Genomic DNA, 17,589 nt, shown 5'->3' on the forward strand with positions numbered 1-17,589 from the left:
AGCATCCGTCCATCCGGTCGAAGTACCATCGTGTGTGCTTCCCGAGACTGCTGCCCCTGCCGACCTGCCGCCGAGCGGCATCGACCCGGCGGAGCTTGCGGTGACCCTCAAGGTCCTGGGTGGCATGGCCGGCCTCGATGAGGCGCATCCCGACTTCGTGGCCGTCCGCCAGGCCACCGCGAAGATGTTCAAGGCCGTGAAGAAGGCGCGCCGGCGCGAGATCCGCGAGGCCATCGCCGAGGCGGACCGCGCCGTGGTCGCGGCGACCGCGACGGGCGCCCCCGACCGCATCGACGATGAGACACGCGGCATCCCGATCAGCACCGCCACCACCGCGCCGACGGCCGGGACCCTGATCAAGGCGCGCGGCTGCTACATCTGCAAGCAGCCGTACACGGTCGTCGACGCGTTCTACCACCAGCTCTGCCCCGCATGCGCGGCGATGAGCCACGCCAAGCGCGACGCCCGCACCGATCTCACCGGCAAGCGCGCGCTGCTCACCGGCGGCCGGGCGAAGATCGGCATGTACATCGCGCTGCGCCTGCTGCGCGACGGCGCCCACACGACCATCACGACGCGGTTCCCCCGCGACGCGGTGCGGCGGTTCAGCAGCCTTCCCGACGCCGCCGACTGGATCGACCGGCTCAAGATCGTCGGCATCGATCTGCGCGACCCGGCGCAGGTGATCGGGCTGGCTGAGGACGTCGCATCGGCCGGCAGCCTCGACATCCTCATCAACAACGCCACGCAGACCGTCCGCCGCTCCCCCGGCGCGTACCAGCCGCTCGTCGACGCCGAGCTGGCGCCCCTGCCGAACGGACCGCTGCCTGAACTGGTGACCTTCGGCCACACCAACGACCAGCATCCGCAGGCTCTCGAACGGTCGGTGTCGGCGCATCCGATCCTCGCCGCCGCGGCCGCGCGCGCCGATGAGCTGACCGAGCAGGCCATGTCTGCCGGGTCGAGTTCGCTCGAGCGCCTCGCCGCGGGCACCGCGATCGACGCGGGCGGCCTCATCCCCGACCTCGACCACATCAACTCCTGGACGCAGCGCGTCGAGGAGGTCGACCCGCTCGAGATGCTCGAGGTGCAGCTCGCGAACACCACCGCGCCGTTCATCCTCATCTCGAAGCTGCGTCCGCTGCTCGCCGCGAGCGAGGCCCGCCGGACATACATCGTGAACGTCAGCGCGATGGAGGGCGTGTTCAACCGCGGCTACAAGGGACCCGGGCACCCGCACACCAACATGGCCAAGGCGGCGGTCAACATGCTGACCCGCACGAGCGCCCGCGAGATGTTCGAGAGCGACGGCATCCTGATGACGAGCGTCGACACGGGGTGGATCACCGACGAGCGCCCGCATCCCACCAAGGTGCGCCTGGCCGAGGAGGGCTTCCACGCTCCGCTCGATCTCGTCGACGGCGCTGCCCGCGTGTACGACCCGATCGTCCGCGGCGAGGCCGGCGACGATCTGTTCGGGGTGTTCCTCAAGGACTACGCGCCCGGCGCATGGTGAACCTGCCCGCACCCGGCCGCCGGGTCGTCGTGCGGTACCTGCTGCCCACCGGCCAGGCGACGGATGCCCTCGGCGAGCTGCTCAGCGCGGACGAGTCGACCCTCGTCGTCGACGGGAAGCGCGGCATCGAGCGCATCCCCACCGGCGCCGTCATCGCCGCGAAGGAAGTCCCGCCCCCTCCCGCGCCCCGCGCGCGCGGCGCCGCTCAGGAGAACCCGTGACCGTCGTCCCCTCCGCAGGTGAGAGCGCCGCACGCTACCGGATCGAGCCGACCGTGCGGCAGGCGCTGCGCAGCCCCCGCCTGCTCACCCGTGAGGTCCTGGCGGGTCTGGTCGTCGCGATCGCCCTCATCCCCGAGGCCATCGCGTTCTCGGTCGTGGCCGGCGTCGACCCGCGCGTCGGGCTGTTCTCGTCGTTCGTCCTCGCTGTCGTCATCGCGTTCACGGGCGGTCGGCCGGCGATGATCACCGCGGCCGCGGGCGCCGTCGCCCTGGTGATCGCGCCGCTCGCCCGCGAGTACGGCCCGGACTACCTGATCGTGACCGTCGTGTGCGCGGCCGTCATCCAGATCGTCCTTGCGGTGCTGGGTGTGGCCAAGCTCATGCGCTTCATCCCGCGCAGCGTGATGGTCGGCTTCGTCAACGCGCTGGCGATCCTCATCTTCCTGTCGCAGGTGCCCCAGCTGATCGATGTCCCGTGGGCGGTCTATGCACTCGTGGTCGCCGGCCTCGCGATCCTGTACCTCTGGCCGCGGCTCACCCGCGCCGTGCCTGCGCCGCTCGTGGCGGTCGTCCTGCTCACCGCCGTCGTCGCCCTGGCCGGCATCTCGGTGCCGAACGTGGGCGACCAGGGCGAGCTGCCGCAGAGCCTGCCCGAGCTGCTCATCCCGCACGTGCCGCTGACCTGGGAGACGGTGCAGATCATCGCGCCCTACGCGCTCGCGGTGGCGCTCGTCGGCCTGCTCGAATCGTTGATGACCGCGAAGCTCGTCGACGACATCACCGACACCCACTCCCGGAAGACCCGTGAGGCCTGGGGACTCGGCGTCGCGAACCTCGCGTCGGCGTTCTTCGGCGGCACCGGCGGCTGCGCGATGATCGGGCAGACCATGATCGGCGTGAAGACGTCGGGCGCCCGCACGCGCATCTCCACCTTCATGGCCGGGGTGTTCGTGCTCATCCTCGTCGTCGCACTGGGCGATGTGGTCGCGATCATCCCGATGGCGGCGCTCGTGGCCGTGATGATCGCCGTGTCGGTCGCCACGTTCGACTGGCACAGCATCCGCCCGTCGACCCTCCGCCGCATGCCGGTCAGCGAGATCCTGGTCATGCTCGTGACCGTCGTCTGCACCGTCTGGACGCACAACCTCGCGGTCGGCGTGATCGCGGGGGTGCTCGCGGCCATGGTCCTCTTCACGCGCAGGGTCGCGCACTTCACGTCCGTCACCCGCACGCTCGACGGCGGCACCGCCCGTTACGCCGTGGTCGGCCCGCTGTTCTTCGCCTCGAGCAACGACCTGACCACCCAGTTCGAGTACGCCGCCGACCCGCCGAGAGTCGTCATCGACATGTCGCAGTCGCACGTGTGGGACGCCTCCTCGGTCGCGACCCTCGACGCCATCGTCACGAAGTACGCGCAGCGCGGCACCGAAGTGGAGTTCACCGGCATGAACGACGCGACCAAGGTGTTCCACCGGCGCCTCACCGGCGAGCTGAACGACGGCGTCTGAGCCCGGCTTCTGGCGTGCTCTGCCCTGGGGCCGCGAGATCACGTGATGTCGGCGAGCTCACCCGATAGGGCGCGCGACAACGTGTGCGCTCAGCGAGATCACGTGATCTCGGAGTCACCACGCAGGTGGCCCAGGGCGCGTGATCAGGTTGCCCGCGTAGGCTCGGGGGTTGCTGGCCGCCTGCCCCCGGAGGCGGCGAGCACTCCTCCTTCGCCTGTTCGGCGGGAGTTTCGGCGCGCACAGAACGAGAGGCGAGCATGACGCGACAGCGACGTGCCTCCGCGATCCGGCGACTCCCGAAATCCGCCTGGTTCGCGGTCGTCGCGCTCGCCGTGCTCGTCAGCAGCGCCGGCGGGATCGTGCTCGGCACCTCCCCGGATGCGGATGCTGCACCCACCGCCCGCCCGTCCGCCACGGCGTCGCGCAGCGCCGAGGCCACGCCCGAGGCCACGCCCGAGGCGTCGACCTCCCCGACGCGGTCCCCTGCCGCAACGGCCACCCCGAGCGCGCCCGCCGTCGCACCCGAGCCCGGGACGGCGGCGGCCCTGCTGGAGACGCTGCCGGTCAAGGGCCGGGCGCCGAAGACGGGGTACGAGCGCGAGGCGCAGTACGGCACGGCATGGATCGACGTCGACCGCAATGGATGCGACACCCGCAACGACATCCTGGCTCGCGACCTCACTGAGATCGACCGACCGGCGGGCTGTCGGGTGCTCAGCGGAACGCTCGACGACCCGTACACCGGGTCGACGATCGACTTCGTGCGGGGCAACACGACCTCGACCGCCGTGCAGATCGACCATGTCGTCGCACTCGTCGACTCCTGGCAGAAGGGCGCCCAGCGCCTGAGCCAGGCCGAGCGCGTCGCCCTCGCGAACGACCCGCTCAACCTGTTCGCGGTCGATGGTCACACCAACGCGCAGAAGGGCGGCTCCGACGCCGCCTCGTGGCTGCCGCCGCAGAAAGCCTTCCGCTGCGAGTACGTCGCCCATCAGGTGTCCGTGAAGGCGGCGTACCACTTGTGGGTCACCCAGGCCGAGCACGATGCCATCGCGGGGGTGCTCGCGGTCTGCCCCGGACAGGTGGCGTACACGTCGACACTCGCGGCCGCAGCATCCGCCTCCCCGGATGCAGATGCCGGCGACCCCGACGACCCCGATGCGGAGACCGTGACCTACGCCAACTGCGACGCCGTGCGCACAGCCGGCGCGGCGCCGATCCGCACCGGAGATCCCGGCTACTCGCGCAAGCTCGACCGTGACGGCGACGGAGTGGGCTGCGAGTGACCGAGCCGCCGTTCCCTGCGGTTCAGAACAGGTGATCCGGCCGGCACAGGACCTCGGCAGCATCCAACGTCCTGTGTGCGCCAGAACAGGTGTTTCGGCCGCGTGTCAGGTGCCCCTCGGGCTCGGCGCCCGAGCCTGACGTGCCGCGGATGACAGACCCCTGCTGACCGTGCCCGGCGGAGCCGTGACGCTCAGCGGCCGTAGGCCTCAAGCCAGCGCAGCCACACCTCGCTGATCGTGGGGTACGAGGGCACCGCGTGCCACAGCCGGTCGATCGGCACCTCGCCGACGATCGCGATGGTGGCCGCGTGCAGCAGCTCGGCGACATCCGGTCCGACGAAGGTCGCCCCCACCAGCACCCGCCGGTCGTCGTCGACGATCGCCCGCGCGGTGCCGCGGTAGTGATCGGCGTGGGTGCTCGACCCCGCGATCGCGGAGAGATCCTGATCGAGGACCCGGATGCTGAGGCCCGCCGCCCGTGCGGACGTCTCGGTGTGTCCGACCGCCGCCACCTCCGGATCGCTGAACACGACCTGCGGGACAGCCGAGTGATCGGCGGTCGCGACGTGCGCACCCCACGGCGCGTCATCCACCGCGGCGCCGGTCGCCCGCGCGGCGATGACGTCGCCGGCCGCCCTGGCCTGGTACTTGCCCTGGTGGGTGAGGAGCGCGCGGTGGTTGACGTCGCCCACCGCGTACAGCCAGTTCACCCCGCGCACGCGCATCGTGTCGTCGACCTCGAGCCAGTCGCCGTCGGCGAGACCGACGGCGTCGAGCCCCAGCTCGCCGGTGCGCGGCACGCGCCCGGTCGCCACGAGCACCTCGGCCGCTCGCACCTCCGCGCCGTCCGAGAGCGTGAGCACGACCTCACCACCCGCACGCGCCACGCGCTCCACCCCGACTCCCGTGCGCACATCGGCCCCCGCCTCGGCGAGCGCGGCGGCGACAGCCTCACCGGCGAACGGGTCGACCGACCCGAGCAGACCGGAGCGGGCGATGAGCGTCACCGCACACCCGAACGAGGCGTAGAGCGTCGCCATCTCGGCGCCGACGACGCCGCCGCCGAGGATCGCCAGCGATGCGGGCACCTCGCGCACGCCGGTGGCATCACGGCTGGTCCAGGGGGCGGCATCCTTCAATCCGGGGATGTCGGGCAGCAGGGCGGCCGACCCGGTGCAGACGGCCACGGCGTGCCGCGCGACGAGCTCCGTCCTCCCGCCGTCGGCGTCCTCCACGGTCACCTCGCGCTCGCCGGTGATCCGTCCGTGCCCGCGCACGAGATCGATCCCCGCGCTCTGCAGCCACTGGACCTGGGACAAGTCGTTCCAGTCGTGCACCATTCCGTCACGACGGCGCAGCGCAGCGGCCACATCGACCGATCCGGTGACCGCCTGGCAGGCGCCGTCGACATCGCGCGCCGCGCGCAGCGCAGCACCGGCGCGGAGCAGCGCCTTGGACGGCATGCAGGCCCAGTACGAGCACTCCCCGCCGACCAGCTCGCTCTCGACGATCACGACGGAGAGCCCGCCCTGGACCGCGCGATCGGCGACGTTCTCGCCCACGGGGCCTGCGCCGATGACGATGAGGTCGTATTCGCGTGTGCTCATGCGCCCACGGTACTGGGCGGCGTACGACGTCCGATCAGGCTTGACAATCCGTTCCGCACGCCGTGCCGAAAAGCACATATGACGCTATGGGTCAAGCCTCGGCGTTCTCGCCCGTCATGTCATAGACCTGTGGTTGTCTGGGAAACCCGCCGAAAGGACAGCATGGCGATCGAGTTCCGCTCCGTCACGAAGCGCTTCGCCGATGGCACCCTCGCCGTCGACGACTTCAGCCTCGTGATCCCCGCGCGCAAGACGACGGTGCTCGTCGGATCGTCGGGGTGCGGCAAGACCACGCTGCTCCGCATGATCAACCGGCTCGTCGAGCCCTCCGACGGCGAGATCCTCATCGACGACGAGCCCATCGCCGACCGCGACCCGGTGCTGCTGCGCCGCGGCATCGGCTACGTGCTGCAGAACGCCGGTCTGCTGCCGCACTTCACGGTGATCGACAACATCGCGACGGTTCCCGTCCTCACCGGCACCGCACGCGCGGCGGCCCACCAGCGCGCCCTGGAGCTGATGGATGTCGTCGGCCTCGACCGTGCGCTCGCCGACCGCTACCCCAGCCAGCTCTCCGGTGGTCAGCAGCAGCGCGTGGGCGTGGCTCGCGGCCTCGCCGTCGACCCCAACATCCTGCTCATGGACGAGCCGTTCGGCGCGGTCGACCCGATCGTCCGCAAGGAGCTGCAGACCGAGACGCTGCGCCTGCAGCGCGACCTCGACAAGACGATCGTGTTCGTCACGCACGACATCGACGAGGCGTTCCTGCTCGGCGACCAGGTCGTCATCCTCGAGAAGGGCGCCAAGATCGCCCAGCTCGGCACCCCCGACGAGATCCTCGAGAACCCCGCAAGCGACTTCGTCGCCAGCTTCATCGGCGCCGACCGCGGCGCGCGTGCCCTGCACCGCAAGCAGACTCCCCGCGGTGTGGTGCTCGTCGACGGCACCGGGCGCACCCAGGGCGTGCTCGTCGAGGACCCCACATGACCTGGGTGCTCGACAACCTCGACCTCATCGGCCAGCTCACGCTCGATCATCTGCGGCAGAGCCTGATCGCGATCGTCCTCGGCTTCGTCCTCGCCGTGCCGGTCGGCTGGGCCGCTTTCCGCTTCACGAACTTGCGCGGCCCGGTGCTGACGACGGTGGGTCTGCTCTACACGATCCCCTCGATCGGGCTGTTCGGCCTCCTCGCGGCGGTGTTCGGCATCCCGTTCCTCTCCGAGCTGAACCTCGTCGTCGCCCTCACGATCTACGCCCTCGCGATCATGACCCGATCGGTGACCGACGGCCTCGCCTCGGTCGACGGCACCACGCGCAGCGCCGCGGTCGCCGTCGGCTTCGGGCCATGGCGACGGTTCTGGGTGGTCGACATCCCCCTCGCGGGGCCCGTCCTGCTCGCCGGGCTGCGGGTGACGGCGGTGTCGACGATCTCGCTGGCCACCGTGGGCATCCTGATCGGGGTCGAGAACCTCGGCTACCTCTTCACGAACGGCTCGCAGCGCCGCATCATCGAGGAGGTGCTCGCCGGCGTCGTCGCCGTCGTCCTGATCGCCCTCGTCATCGACCTCATGCTCGTGCTGGTCGGGCGCGCGCTCATGCCCTGGTCGCGGCGCGTCCGCGCTCCCCGCGCACCGCGGGCGGTGACCGCATGAACCTCTTCGCCGAGGCGTTCGCGTGGATCTTCTCGCCCGACCGCCTGACCGGATCCCTCACCCTCCCCACCGCGATCCTGCAGCATCTCGCCTTCACGTTCGGCTCCGTGCTCATCGCGGCGGTCATCGCGATCCCGCTGGGCTGGCTGATCGGCCACACGGGCAAGGGCAGGGAGTTCGCGGTGTTCCTCTCCGGCGCCGCGCGCGCGCTGCCCTCCCTCGGACTCATCGTGCTCCTGGTCCTGCTGCTCGGGGTCGTGCACAAGACGGAGGCGGCCGTGGTCGCGTTCGTGCTCCTCGCGATCCCCTCGATCCTCGCGGGCGCCTACACCGGGTTCGAGGCGATCGACCGGAGCGTGATCGACGCCGGCCGCGCGATGGGCATGACCGAGTGGCAGATCCTCTGGAAGATCGAGGTGCCGCTGGGCCTGCCGCTGCTGATCGGCGGGCTGCGCTCGGCCACCCTGCAGGTGGTCGCCACCGTGACGATCGCGGCCTATGTCGGACTCGGCGGACTCGGCTTCTTCATCCTGCAGGGCATTCCGCTGCGGCGCTTCGATCAGATCCTCGGCGCCAGCATCCTCGTCGTCGCGCTCGCGCTCGTCCTGGACGGCCTGTTCGCCCTGATGCAGCGCCTCGTCGTGCCCCGCGGCGTCGCCGCCCCGACCTCACTCACTCGCACCACCATCCCCAGGTCGCGCCCGCTCGCGGACGCGACCGCCTGAACCGCACAGCCCGAAACACACAGGAGGCAACACCATGTCCACAGCACGCACGCGCCTCGTCCTGGCGCTCGGGGCGACCGCCGTCGCCGCGCTCACCCTCGCCGGCTGCGCCTCGAGCGACCCGCTCGAAGGCGACACCGACAACTCGGCAGAGCCCAGCGAGTCCTCGACCATCGTCATCGGCTCGCAGGCGTACTACTCCAACGAGATCATCGCGGAGATCTACGCGCAGGCGCTCGAGGGCGCCGGCTTCGAGGTCGAGCGGAAGTTCAACATCGGCCAGCGCGACGCCTACATCCCGTCGCTGGAGGACGGCTCGATCGATCTGTTCCCGGAGTACACCGGCAACCTGCTGCAGTTCTTCGACCCGGAGACGACGGCCACGACGTCTGAAGAGGTCTACGCCGCACTGCCGGACGCCCTTCCGGACGGCCTGACCGTACTCGACCAGTCCCCCGCCACCGACCAGGACTCGTACAACGTCACCGCGGCCTTCGCGGAGGAGAACAACCTGGTCTCGATCGGTGACCTCGCCGGCATCGACGGCCTGGTCCTCGGCGGCGCCCCCGAGCTGGAGGACCGCGAGTACGGACCTCGTGGCCTCAAGGAGGTCTACGGCGTGACCGTCGGCTTCGACGCCACCGCCGACACCACCGTGGATGAGCTCGTCGCCGGCAGCATCCAGGTCGCCAACGTCTACAGCGCCGACCCGCGCATCGAGACGGAGGACCTCGTCACGCTGGAAGACCCCGAGGGCCTGTTCCTGGCCTCGAACGTCGTGCCGATCGTGAGCGAGGACGTGGCCGACGAGGTCGCTGACGTCATCAACGCGGTCAGCGCCGCGCTCACGCCCGAGGGCCTCGTCGCGCTGAACGTGCAGTCGACCGTCGACAAGCGCTCCTCGGACGACATCGCCGCGGAGTGGCTGGCGGCCAACGACCTCGGCTGAGCCGGGCAGACCAGGAACGGCCGGGGCGGAGTATCCGCCCCGGCCGTTCCCGTCAAGGGGGTGGGGCGCGGGCCGGATCTCACGAAGGCTGGAAGTCCCTCACCCGCAAGGAGCACATCATGAGCGCATCGCTTCCCGAGTCGCCCGTCCCCGGATCGCCCGGCGAGGTGCCGCCTGGTCCCGCCGGGGTCCCCGTCCCCGACGAGCCGCTCGCGCCGAGCCCGGCCGAACCGACCTTCCCGAGCCCCGATGAGCCACTGGCTCCGAACCCGGTCGAGCCGACGCTCCCGCCGGGAGGAGTCGCGTTCTCCTGATCGGACGGAAGAGGGATGCGGCGACCCGCCGCATCCCTCTTCTCGTGCTCAGTGCAGGAACTGGAGCGGGTCGAACTCGTCGATGGGGATCACCCGGATGCGCGGGAGCGGCGCCTCGAACGCCTTCGCGTCGTACTCGAGGTCGAACGACTCCACGCCGCCGATCGTGCTGAATCCGGCGTTGCGGAACTCTGCGAAGGCCAGCACGCCGAGGCGGCGGGAGCCATCGGCGAGCGCCCGCAGGTCGTCGACGAAGTCGCCGTCGTGGCTGACGAGGAGCACGTCGTCACCGCGGTCGCGCAGGGCGCGCAGGGTCCGCTGGATGGCGATGTCGACGACCTTCGCGTCGGCGGGACCGGACAGCGGCACCGGCTCGTAGCCGAGGGCGAGCAGCGCCTGCACGAACGTCATCGGCAGGGTGGTCGAGGCGTTCAGGAAGAACAGGCCGCGCGCGGACTGGTTCCAGCGGTCGGCGATGAACGACAGCACGCGGTCCCACCGCGGCCGCTCATCGGGCTGCGGCCGCCGACCGAGGATCGAGTTGCCGAGGGTGGCGTCGATGTTCTCGCCGTCGACGAGAACCCATGTGCCGCGATCCGTGCCGTCCACGGCGACCTCCCTGTCGCGGCTCGGGCGGCCGCTGCGTCGATCCTATGGGTGCGCGGCGGCCGTCGGCGCCGGCTCGGTCGTCGCGGGTCGCAGGACGCCGTCGTGCAGTTCGAGCACGCGGTCCGCGCGGGCGAGGACCGACGGGTCATGGGTCGACAGCAGCACCGCGACGCCGTCATCGTGCGCGATCGACGCGATCAGCTCGATCATCGCCTCCGCCGTGTGCGAGTCGAGCTGACCGGTCGGCTCGTCCGCGAGGAGCACCCGCGCGGATCCGGCCAGGGCCCGTGCGATGCCGACCCGCTGCTGCTGGCCGCCCGACAGCTCCCCCGGACGCTGGCGGGCGTGGCCGGCGAGCCCGACGCGCTCGAGCAGGTGCGCCACCCTGGCGGACCGCTCCGCCGGGTCGACGCCGCGGATCCGCAGCGGCAGCTCGACGTTCTCCTCCGCGGAGAGTGCGCCGATCAGGCCGAACGACTGGAACACGTAGCCGATGTCGTCGCGCCGGACGCGGTCGACGTCCCGCTCGGGCGCCTCGGTCAGCGTGACGTCGCCGACGCGCACGGTCCCCGTCGTCGGGGGCTGGATGCCGCCCAGCACGTGCAGCAGCGTCGTCTTGCCCGCACCGGACGGTCCGACGAGCACGACGAACTCGCCGGCGTGCAGCTCGAGCGAGGCGTCGGCGAGCGCGTGCACGTCACCGGCGGGCGTGCGGTGCACGACGGAGAGGTCGGATGCGGCGAGCACCGGCTCAGTCATGGGTCTCTCCCTGGTGGTCGCGCAGCGAGCGCCGCGTCGGCGGTGCCGTGGCGGCGGCCGTCGTGTCGGCGGGCGGTGCGTCGGCGGGCGCTGCGTCGACCGGCGCTCCCTCTGCCGGCGGGTCGACTCGCTCGACGGGCGAGTCGCCCCGCCACACGCCCACGTGGTCGGGGTTGAGCTCGAGGCGCACCCGGTCGCGCAGCGACAGCTGGCGCATGTAGTCGGTCGGCAGCTGCATCCGCCCGACCTTGTCGAGCACGACGAACTCCTCGGCCATCGCATGCTCCTGGCCGGTCTCGTCCGTATGCGTCCACCGCAGCACCTCGGTCGAGGTGCGCCCGTCGCGGATCTGGACGGTGCGCTGCACGTGCTCAGAGACCGCGGGGTCGTGCGTCACGATGAGCGCGGTGGTGCCGAGTTCGCGGTTGACCGCCTCGAAGGTCGCGAGCACTTCGGCCGACGCGTGCTCGTCGAGGTCGCCGGTGGGCTCGTCCGCGAGCAGCACGCGCGGCGCGTTGGCGAGCGCGACCGCGATGGCCACCCGCTGCTGCTGACCGCCGGACAGCTCGCCCGGTCGGCGGTCGGCGACGTCGCCGACCCCGGTCAGCTCGAGGAGGTCGCGCGATCGCGCCGGGTCGCTGCGGTCGCCGCCGATCGCCCGGGCCAGCTGCACGTTCTCGACCGCCGAGAGGTACGGCAGCAGGTTCCGGGCCGTCTGCTGCCAGACGAATCCGACGACCTCGCGCCGGTAGTCCACGCGCTCCCGCGCGGAGAGCGAGGGCAGGTGCCTGCCCGCGACGGTCGCGGAGCCTGCGGTGGGCTGATCGAGCCCGGACAGGATCGACAGCAGTGTCGACTTGCCTGAGCCTGAGGCGCCCACGAGCGCGACCAGCTCGCCGCTGCCGATCACGAGGTCGAGCCCCTGCAGGGCCTGCACCTCGATGTCGGCGACCGCGAAGATGCGCACCAGCCCTTCGCAGACGATGTCGGGTTCGGTCATCAGTCCTCCTCCGTTCGCAGGACGGTGGCCATCGAGGTGGTCCGCGCGCTGATCACGCCGGCGACGACCGCCAGCGCCAGCGCGACCACCACGACGGCGATGAGTGTTCCGGTCAGCACCGGGTCGACGGCGAGCGCGGGTTGCCGCCCCCCGCCCGTGAACGGCCGCAGGTCGATGGACGTCACCACGAGCAGCGGCAGCACGGCTCCCAGCACGACGCCGCCGACGAGTGCGGTCAGGCCGAGCGGCGCGAACTCCCACGCGACGACCGCGCGGCCGCGCCGGCGGTCGAGCCCGAGGATCCGCAGCAGCGTGATCACGCGCGAGCGGGCGTCCTTGGAGACACCTGCGACGAGCAGCACGGCGATCACCGACAGCACCACAGCGAGCCCGAGCGCCGCGAACAGGACGAACCGCAGCGCGGTGACGGCGGGCGAGGCCTGGATCTCGGCGAGGGCGTCATCGAGGATGCGCACGCTGTGCGTCGTGCCGATGACCTCGCCCAGTGCCGCGGCGGCGGCCGCCGCATCCGTCCCGTCCGCGAGGTCGACGACGACCGCGCGGGGGAAGAAGCCGAGGCCGGTGAGGGCCTGGTAGTCGGTCCGGTCGAGCAGCACGAACTCCGACGCCTGCGGCAGTCCGAGCACCCGGTCGACCGTGGCGACGACGTCGACCGGCGTTCCGGCCAGCGTCGTCGCGCCCTGGCCGAGCTCTGCGGCGAGCGCGGTGGACTCGACGATCTGGGCGGGGTCGGCGCCGGCGGTGACCCGACCGACCGGGACGGCGCCCACCATCCCCTGCTGGATGGCCGTGAACGCCGCGATGTCGGTGACGTAGGCCTGGGCGCTGGCCCGGTCGTCCGGCCCGACCACGTCGACGTAGTCGCCGCGCAGCACCCCGGCGACCTCCACCACGCCGTCGACGTCGCGCATGGCGGCGATCATCTCGTCGTCGAAGTACGGCCCCGTCAGCTGGAGGTCTCCGCCGACGGCACGCTGCGCGGCGGCTGTCCCCCCACGGTCGACCGTGGCCAGCACCAGCGAGGAGAACACCGCGATCGCCACAGCGACGATCATCGCGAGCACGGCGGTCGTCCCGGCGGCGGGGTCGCGCAGGCTGCGCGCCGAGCCGACGAGCGAGGCCACCCCTCGTCCACCGCGGGCCGCGCGGTAGGTGGCGGCGATCGGCAGCGGGTGCAGTCGCACGAAGATGAGGGCGAGCGCGACGGTTGCGAGCAGAGGCGCGACGACGACCAGCGGGTCGATGCCCTCGGTCGCGGCGCCGACCCCGCGGACCACGAGCTGGACGACGGCGACGACCGCGAGGAGGACGACGACCGTCTCGAGGATGCGGGCGGCCCGACTGCGGACCGGTGCGTCGAGGTCGGCGCGGCCGCCGCGCTCGAGGACCGCCGGACGCAGGCTGAACGCGAGAGCGAGAGCGGGCGCGAGGCCCACCAGCACCGCGACGGCCGTGGGCACCGGCCCCGCGTCGTGCGGAGTCACCGCGACGCCGATGACCGCGCCGATGACCGCGGCGGGCAGACCGAGCAGCAGGCCCTCGCCGAACAGCAGCCGGCGGAGCCGGGCGAGCGGCGCACCGCGTGCGGAGAGGAGGGCCAGGTCGGTGCGTCGGCGGCGGATCATCAGGGTCGCGGCCAGTACGACGAGCGCGACGCTCACGGCGAGCGGCCCGACCGCGGCGACGGCGAGGATCGCGCCGGCGGCGTTCGTGCGCGCGAGCGCCGTCGACAGCACGGTGACGACGTCGCTGGAGAACCGCATCCGCAGCTGGCCGGTGGAATCCAGTGGGACGGAGGTGCTCGTCGCCGCGCGGAACGCCGACAGCATCTCGGTCGGCTCCTGGCCGACGGCCGCGGTTCCGTCGATCGGGTACCAGGCGATGACCCAGGGCTGCTCGCTCAGCGCCGTCGTCGACGCGAGATCGGCCCACGCGGTCGGGGTCACCCAGGCCACCGAGGTCGCGGTGGGGCGCCGGTTGCCGTCGTCGAAGACGGTCGCGGTGAGCGCGGTCGGCAGGTGCAGCCACCGGTCGGCGGCGGGGTCGACGGCCTCGACCGTGCCGGCGAGCTCGTACACCGGGAAGATCTCGTTCCATCCCTGGTCGAGGTGCGAGCTGTTGACGGGGACGCCGCGGCGTTCGCCCACCGGCCACTTCATGGTGGCCGCGGCATCGGCGCTCAGCACGATCTGCACGACCGATGAGTCGGTCGCGTCGTCCGGCCATGCGCCCTCGACGATCGTCAGGTGCTGCTGCGCCGTCGGCTCGGTGAGCACCTGCACGAGCGACAGCGGGGCGTCCGCGGGAAGGCTCTCGGGAGCGACCGGGAACGGCTCGGCATACTCCGCGAACTCGGCGGGACCGGCCAGCGACCGCAGCGCCGGCTCGAAGGCGTCCCGGTTGTCGGCGAGTGCCTGACCGACCGCGCCGAGCACGGGAGCGGCGCCGTCATCCCACTCCGCGGCGATGACGGGATCGGTGGGCGGCCCGAAAGCGGGCAGTCCGATCGCGGAGCCGGACAGGTCGCGCGACGTCGCCGGCACGCCGGAGATCTGATGCGCCACCTCGTCGCGCACGACCCCGACGAGTGCGCGAGGAGCGGCCGCGATCACGAACGCGGCGAGCACGGTGAGCGCGACGATGACCAGCGCGGCACTGCGCGGCGTCGCGAAACGGCGGCGCGTGAGGGCGAAGAGGCCAGGTGTCCTGCTCACTCGTCCTCCCGCAGCAGCCGGGCGAGGCCGGTCGGCACCCGCACGGTCGAGACGATGAGTGCGCAGATCGCAGCCGTCGCGAGGAGGGATGCTGTCAGCAGCCCCCACGGCACGACCAGCGGAACGGGGTACGCCTCCGGGATCGTGCCGTACGCGGCGCGGACCAGCGGCGGCACGGCGAACCATGCGGTGACGGCGCCGGCGGCGAGTCCGCCGACCACCCCGAACCCGATGGCCAGCAGATCCTCCCTGGTGCGGACGCCCCCGGCCCGGCGTCGGCCGAGGCCCATCACCGCCAGGAGTGCCAGCTCGCGCGCGTCGCCCCGCCCGCGTGAGCGCCGCAGCGCGAGCACGACGAACGCGAGCACGGCCGCCCCTGCCGCCGCGAGCAGGAATGCGATCGCGGTGCCCGCCGCGTTCTGCCCCGACCGAGGATCAGCCACGAGCACCACGGTCTGCGGGTACGCGGCGGCCACCGCGGCGGCGGCCGCGTCCGGCCGGTCCGAGGCGATCCACGCCTGGTTGGCGACGATGGCCGCCGGCGACAGCAGCGACAGCGTGCCGAGGTCGACGAGGATGCCCTCGCCCGCGGGGGTGCCGGGCAGCACGGGGACGATCTCGGCGACCTCGATGTCGACCTCGAAGTCGGGCTGGTCGATCTCGAGCGAGATGGTGTCGCCGACGGCGAGACTCATCGAGTCGGCGAGCGACGCGGTGAGCGCTGCAGGGGCGACGGTCGGGACGCCCGGGGCGATCGCCCGGGTGGCCGGCGTGGTCGTGCCGTCATAGGCGGGCATGAACTCGAGGGACCCGTCGTCGAGGACGCTGACCGCACCCGGGGTTCCCGGTGCCGGGGTGAACGCGGACAGATCGACGGCCTCGCCGCCGCTCGTCGCGCTGACCTGCACCCCCATCCCGCCCGCGTAGTACTCGAAGAGGGCCGCATCGATCGCCACCAGTGACCAGTCGCCGGACGGAGGCTCGATCGTCTCGGTGACGTCCGTGTCCACATCCACCGTGAAGTAGGTGCCGGTCTCATCCTCGACGGTCTCCATCCGCGCGTTGGCGAACGAGCGGACCAGCACCTGACCGGACGTGCTCACGAGGGTCGCCTGCAGATTCGCCGCCGTCGGCGAGAACTCGACGGACTCGCCGTCGATCTCCTCGGCCGGCGGCGCCGGCGCGATCACCCGGAGGGCGAGGTCGCCGCCGACGAGCGGAACACCCATCTCGGGCGGGGTGAGCTCTGAGCCGATCGCCGCCGGATCGATCGTTCCTCCGGCGTCGAGCATCACCGCCCCCAGCTGCGACGTCTCGGCCGCCAGCACCGGCAGGCGGGTGTCAGCGCCCTGCGCCACCAGGGGGCGCACGAGCATCGAACCGGTCTGCGGCTGCGCGGCCGCGGCCACCGCGGCGGGTTCCACGTCGTCGGGGATCGTCGTCACCCGCACGTCTGCGCCAACGCGCAGCGCCTCCGGGGCGTCGCCGAGAGCGGTGAGACTGCCCTGGTAGGCGCCCGCGACGGTCATGGTGCCCACCGCGAACGCCACGACGGCGATGGGCAGCGCGTGGCGGGCCGGGCGGCGGCCGCCCAGGCGCAGGGGGGTGATCGGGAGCACGCCGCGCGTGCGGACGAGGGATGCCGCCAGCAGGCGCGCGAGCGGCGTCGCCAGGAGGATCGCGACGAGGGCCGCGAGCGCCAGCACCAGCGCGGGGGCGATCGCGACGAGCGGGTCGGTGACCGCGGCGCCGTCGCCGCGGGTGACGACCGGGGTGCCCGATTGCACGAACTGCCAGGCCGCGACCGCGGTCACCACGGCGAGCAGGATGGCGGTGCCCGCGCGCGCGATCGTCTCGGCACGCGTGGAGCGGCGATCGACCCCGCGGGCGGTCGCGATCGCCGCGACGATCACCGCGACGCCGGCGACCGCGACCACGGCCGCGCCCACGACCAGGGGCGCTGCGGCGGGCAGCGTCAGGAGGAGCGCCAGCCCGGTGGCGACGACTGCCCCCACGGCCGCGCCCACGAGGGCGACGACGGCGGATTCGAGAGCGGCGAGACCGGCGAGCGAGCGGCGTCGCGCACCGCGGGCGCGCAGCAGCAGCGACTCCGTGTGCCGCGCGCGGACCGGCTCGAGCGCGACCGCGCCCACGACGACCGCGGTGACGAGGCCGAGCATCCCGACGGCGACCGCCGTGGGCCCCCGGCGCACCGCGACGCCCTCGTCGATGCCGCGGAGGGTTCGTTCGAGCCCACCGGCGATCTGCACGCGGGCGTCGGTGGCGTCGTCGAGGGCGTCGGGCAGATCGGCGAGCGCGGCGATCAGGCCGGGCAGATCCGCCGCGGTGATCGCGGCCGCATCGGGCACGATCACGATCCCCTCGTCGGTGGACTGGATGTCGACGGCCCGGGCGACGCCGTGCGCGCCGAGGACGGCGGCAGCGGCATCCTCGAGGGAAGGAGCGGACGCATCGTCGGCGACGCTGACGACGACGCGACCGCGGTCGGAGAGCTGATCGCTGAGCGCGGCGCGCACCTCGCGCGTCTCGACGCCGGCGATCGCGGCTGCCGCACCCACGATGAGGGCGGCCGCGAGCGCGGAGACGGCGGCGAGTGCGAGGAGGGTCGCGGTGGCCTCGCGCGCGCGCGCGAACGCGAACCGGGATCCCCCGATCACACGCGGCGCCTTCGCATGGATTTCACCCTA

Annotated in this window: 15 protein-coding genes; 9 read left to right on the forward strand and 6 right to left on the reverse strand. The window is 72.4% G+C overall.

Annotated features, from left to right (window positions below; all coding sequences use genetic code 11):
• Nucleotides 1-34: 34 nt before the first annotated feature.
• The 4 genes from Microterr_RS10470 (at nucleotide 35) to Microterr_RS10485 (ending at nucleotide 4,531) form a co-directional block, all read left to right on the forward strand.
• Nucleotides 35-1,516: an SDR family oxidoreductase gene (locus tag Microterr_RS10470; RefSeq protein ID WP_263798003.1), complete on the forward strand. Its 1,482-nt coding sequence runs from the start codon at nucleotides 35-37 to the stop codon at nucleotides 1,514-1,516.
• Nucleotides 1,510-1,737 carry a putative acetyltransferase gene (locus Microterr_RS10475; RefSeq protein ID WP_263798002.1) on the forward strand — a complete coding sequence of 76 codons (228 nt, stop codon included), beginning with the start codon at nucleotides 1,510-1,512 and terminating at the stop codon, nucleotides 1,735-1,737. Before Microterr_RS10470 ends, Microterr_RS10475 begins: the two co-directional genes overlap by 7 nt.
• On the forward strand, nucleotides 1,734-3,245 hold the full coding sequence (locus tag Microterr_RS10480) for a SulP family inorganic anion transporter (protein ID WP_263798001.1): 1,512 nt from the start codon (nucleotides 1,734-1,736) through the stop codon (nucleotides 3,243-3,245). Before Microterr_RS10475 ends, Microterr_RS10480 begins: the two co-directional genes overlap by 4 nt.
• A gap of 257 nt (nucleotides 3,246-3,502) precedes the next feature.
• Nucleotides 3,503-4,531, forward strand: a complete 1,029-nt coding sequence (locus tag Microterr_RS10485) for a GmrSD restriction endonuclease domain-containing protein (RefSeq protein ID WP_263798000.1) — start codon at nucleotides 3,503-3,505, stop codon at nucleotides 4,529-4,531.
• A gap of 191 nt (nucleotides 4,532-4,722) precedes the next feature.
• Here Microterr_RS10485 and Microterr_RS10490 read toward each other — a convergent pair whose 3' ends face one another.
• Nucleotides 4,723-6,138, reverse strand: a complete 1,416-nt coding sequence (locus Microterr_RS10490) for a dihydrolipoyl dehydrogenase family protein (protein ID WP_263797999.1) — start codon at nucleotides 6,136-6,138, stop codon at nucleotides 4,723-4,725.
• A 162-nt stretch (nucleotides 6,139-6,300) separates the two neighbouring features.
• Here Microterr_RS10490 and Microterr_RS10495 point away from each other — a divergent pair, with 162 nt between their 5' ends.
• The 5 genes from Microterr_RS10495 (at nucleotide 6,301) to Microterr_RS10515 (ending at nucleotide 9,778) form a co-directional block, all read left to right on the forward strand.
• Nucleotides 6,301-7,125 (forward strand): ABC transporter ATP-binding protein, encoded by an 825-nt coding sequence (locus Microterr_RS10495; RefSeq protein ID WP_263797998.1) that lies wholly within the window; start codon nucleotides 6,301-6,303, stop codon nucleotides 7,123-7,125.
• Entirely contained in the window at nucleotides 7,122-7,790 is a 669-nt protein-coding gene (locus Microterr_RS10500) for an ABC transporter permease (RefSeq protein WP_263797997.1), read from the forward strand. The genes Microterr_RS10495 and Microterr_RS10500 overlap by 4 nt, the downstream gene beginning before the upstream one ends.
• Nucleotides 7,787-8,515 (forward strand): ABC transporter permease, encoded by a 729-nt coding sequence (locus Microterr_RS10505; RefSeq protein WP_263797996.1) that lies wholly within the window; start codon nucleotides 7,787-7,789, stop codon nucleotides 8,513-8,515. Before Microterr_RS10500 ends, Microterr_RS10505 begins: the two co-directional genes overlap by 4 nt.
• 34 nt (nucleotides 8,516-8,549) lie before the next feature.
• Complete coding sequence (locus Microterr_RS10510) at nucleotides 8,550-9,464, forward strand: ABC transporter substrate-binding protein (RefSeq protein ID WP_263797995.1); 915 nt, start codon at nucleotides 8,550-8,552, stop codon at nucleotides 9,462-9,464.
• Between the two features lie 119 nt (nucleotides 9,465-9,583).
• Nucleotides 9,584-9,778: a hypothetical protein gene (locus Microterr_RS10515; protein ID WP_263797994.1), complete on the forward strand. Its 195-nt coding sequence runs from the start codon at nucleotides 9,584-9,586 to the stop codon at nucleotides 9,776-9,778.
• 48 nt (nucleotides 9,779-9,826) lie between these two features.
• On the opposite strand, the gene Microterr_RS10520 is transcribed toward Microterr_RS10515, so the two are convergent.
• From Microterr_RS10520 to Microterr_RS10540, 5 genes are read right to left on the reverse strand one after another with little or no spacing between them, the layout of a single operon-like run.
• A complete protein-coding gene (locus tag Microterr_RS10520; protein WP_263797993.1) occupies nucleotides 9,827-10,387 on the reverse strand; it encodes an NYN domain-containing protein in 561 nt (186 codons plus the stop codon).
• 42 nt (nucleotides 10,388-10,429) lie between these two features.
• Complete coding sequence (locus Microterr_RS10525) at nucleotides 10,430-11,146, reverse strand: ABC transporter ATP-binding protein (protein WP_263797992.1); 717 nt, start codon at nucleotides 11,144-11,146, stop codon at nucleotides 10,430-10,432.
• Complete coding sequence (locus Microterr_RS10530; RefSeq protein WP_263797991.1) at nucleotides 11,139-12,146, reverse strand: ABC transporter ATP-binding protein; 1,008 nt, start codon at nucleotides 12,144-12,146, stop codon at nucleotides 11,139-11,141. Before Microterr_RS10530 ends, Microterr_RS10525 begins: the two co-directional genes overlap by 8 nt.
• Nucleotides 12,146-14,881, reverse strand: coding sequence for an FtsX-like permease family protein (locus Microterr_RS10535; protein WP_263797990.1), 2,736 nt, complete (start codon nucleotides 14,879-14,881; stop codon nucleotides 12,146-12,148). The genes Microterr_RS10530 and Microterr_RS10535 overlap by 1 nt, the downstream gene beginning before the upstream one ends.
• The gene (locus tag Microterr_RS10540; RefSeq protein WP_263797989.1) at nucleotides 14,878-17,559 is read right to left on the reverse strand and encodes an FtsX-like permease family protein; all 2,682 of its coding nucleotides are present in this window, start codon (nucleotides 17,557-17,559) and stop codon (nucleotides 14,878-14,880) included. Before Microterr_RS10540 ends, Microterr_RS10535 begins: the two co-directional genes overlap by 4 nt.
• Nucleotides 17,560-17,589: the final 30 nt, after the last annotated feature.

This window comes from Microbacterium terricola (genome assembly GCF_027943945.1).
Lineage (GTDB): Bacteria > Actinomycetota > Actinomycetes > Actinomycetales > Microbacteriaceae > Microbacterium > Microbacterium terricola.

Excerpts from the sequence above, each read along its gene's own strand:
- Microterr_RS10475 (WP_263798002.1), top strand. The coding sequence starts at position 1,510 with ATGGTGAACCTGCCCGCACCCGGCCGCCGGGTCGTCGTGCGGTACCTG.
- Microterr_RS10485 (WP_263798000.1), top strand. The coding sequence starts at position 3,503 with ATGACGCGACAGCGACGTGCCTCCGCGATCCGGCGACTCCCGAAATCC.
- Microterr_RS10490 (WP_263797999.1), bottom strand. The coding sequence starts at position 6,138 with ATGAGCACACGCGAATACGACCTCATCGTCATCGGCGCAGGCCCCGTG.
- Microterr_RS10495 (WP_263797998.1), top strand. The coding sequence starts at position 6,301 with ATGGCGATCGAGTTCCGCTCCGTCACGAAGCGCTTCGCCGATGGCACC.
- Microterr_RS10500 (WP_263797997.1), top strand. The coding sequence starts at position 7,122 with ATGACCTGGGTGCTCGACAACCTCGACCTCATCGGCCAGCTCACGCTC.
- Microterr_RS10505 (WP_263797996.1), top strand. The coding sequence starts at position 7,787 with ATGAACCTCTTCGCCGAGGCGTTCGCGTGGATCTTCTCGCCCGACCGC.
- Microterr_RS10510 (WP_263797995.1), top strand. The coding sequence starts at position 8,550 with ATGTCCACAGCACGCACGCGCCTCGTCCTGGCGCTCGGGGCGACCGCC.
- Microterr_RS10515 (WP_263797994.1), top strand. The coding sequence starts at position 9,584 with ATGAGCGCATCGCTTCCCGAGTCGCCCGTCCCCGGATCGCCCGGCGAG.
- Microterr_RS10525 (WP_263797992.1), bottom strand. The coding sequence starts at position 11,146 with ATGACTGAGCCGGTGCTCGCCGCATCCGACCTCTCCGTCGTGCACCGC.
- Microterr_RS10530 (WP_263797991.1), bottom strand. The coding sequence starts at position 12,146 with ATGACCGAACCCGACATCGTCTGCGAAGGGCTGGTGCGCATCTTCGCG.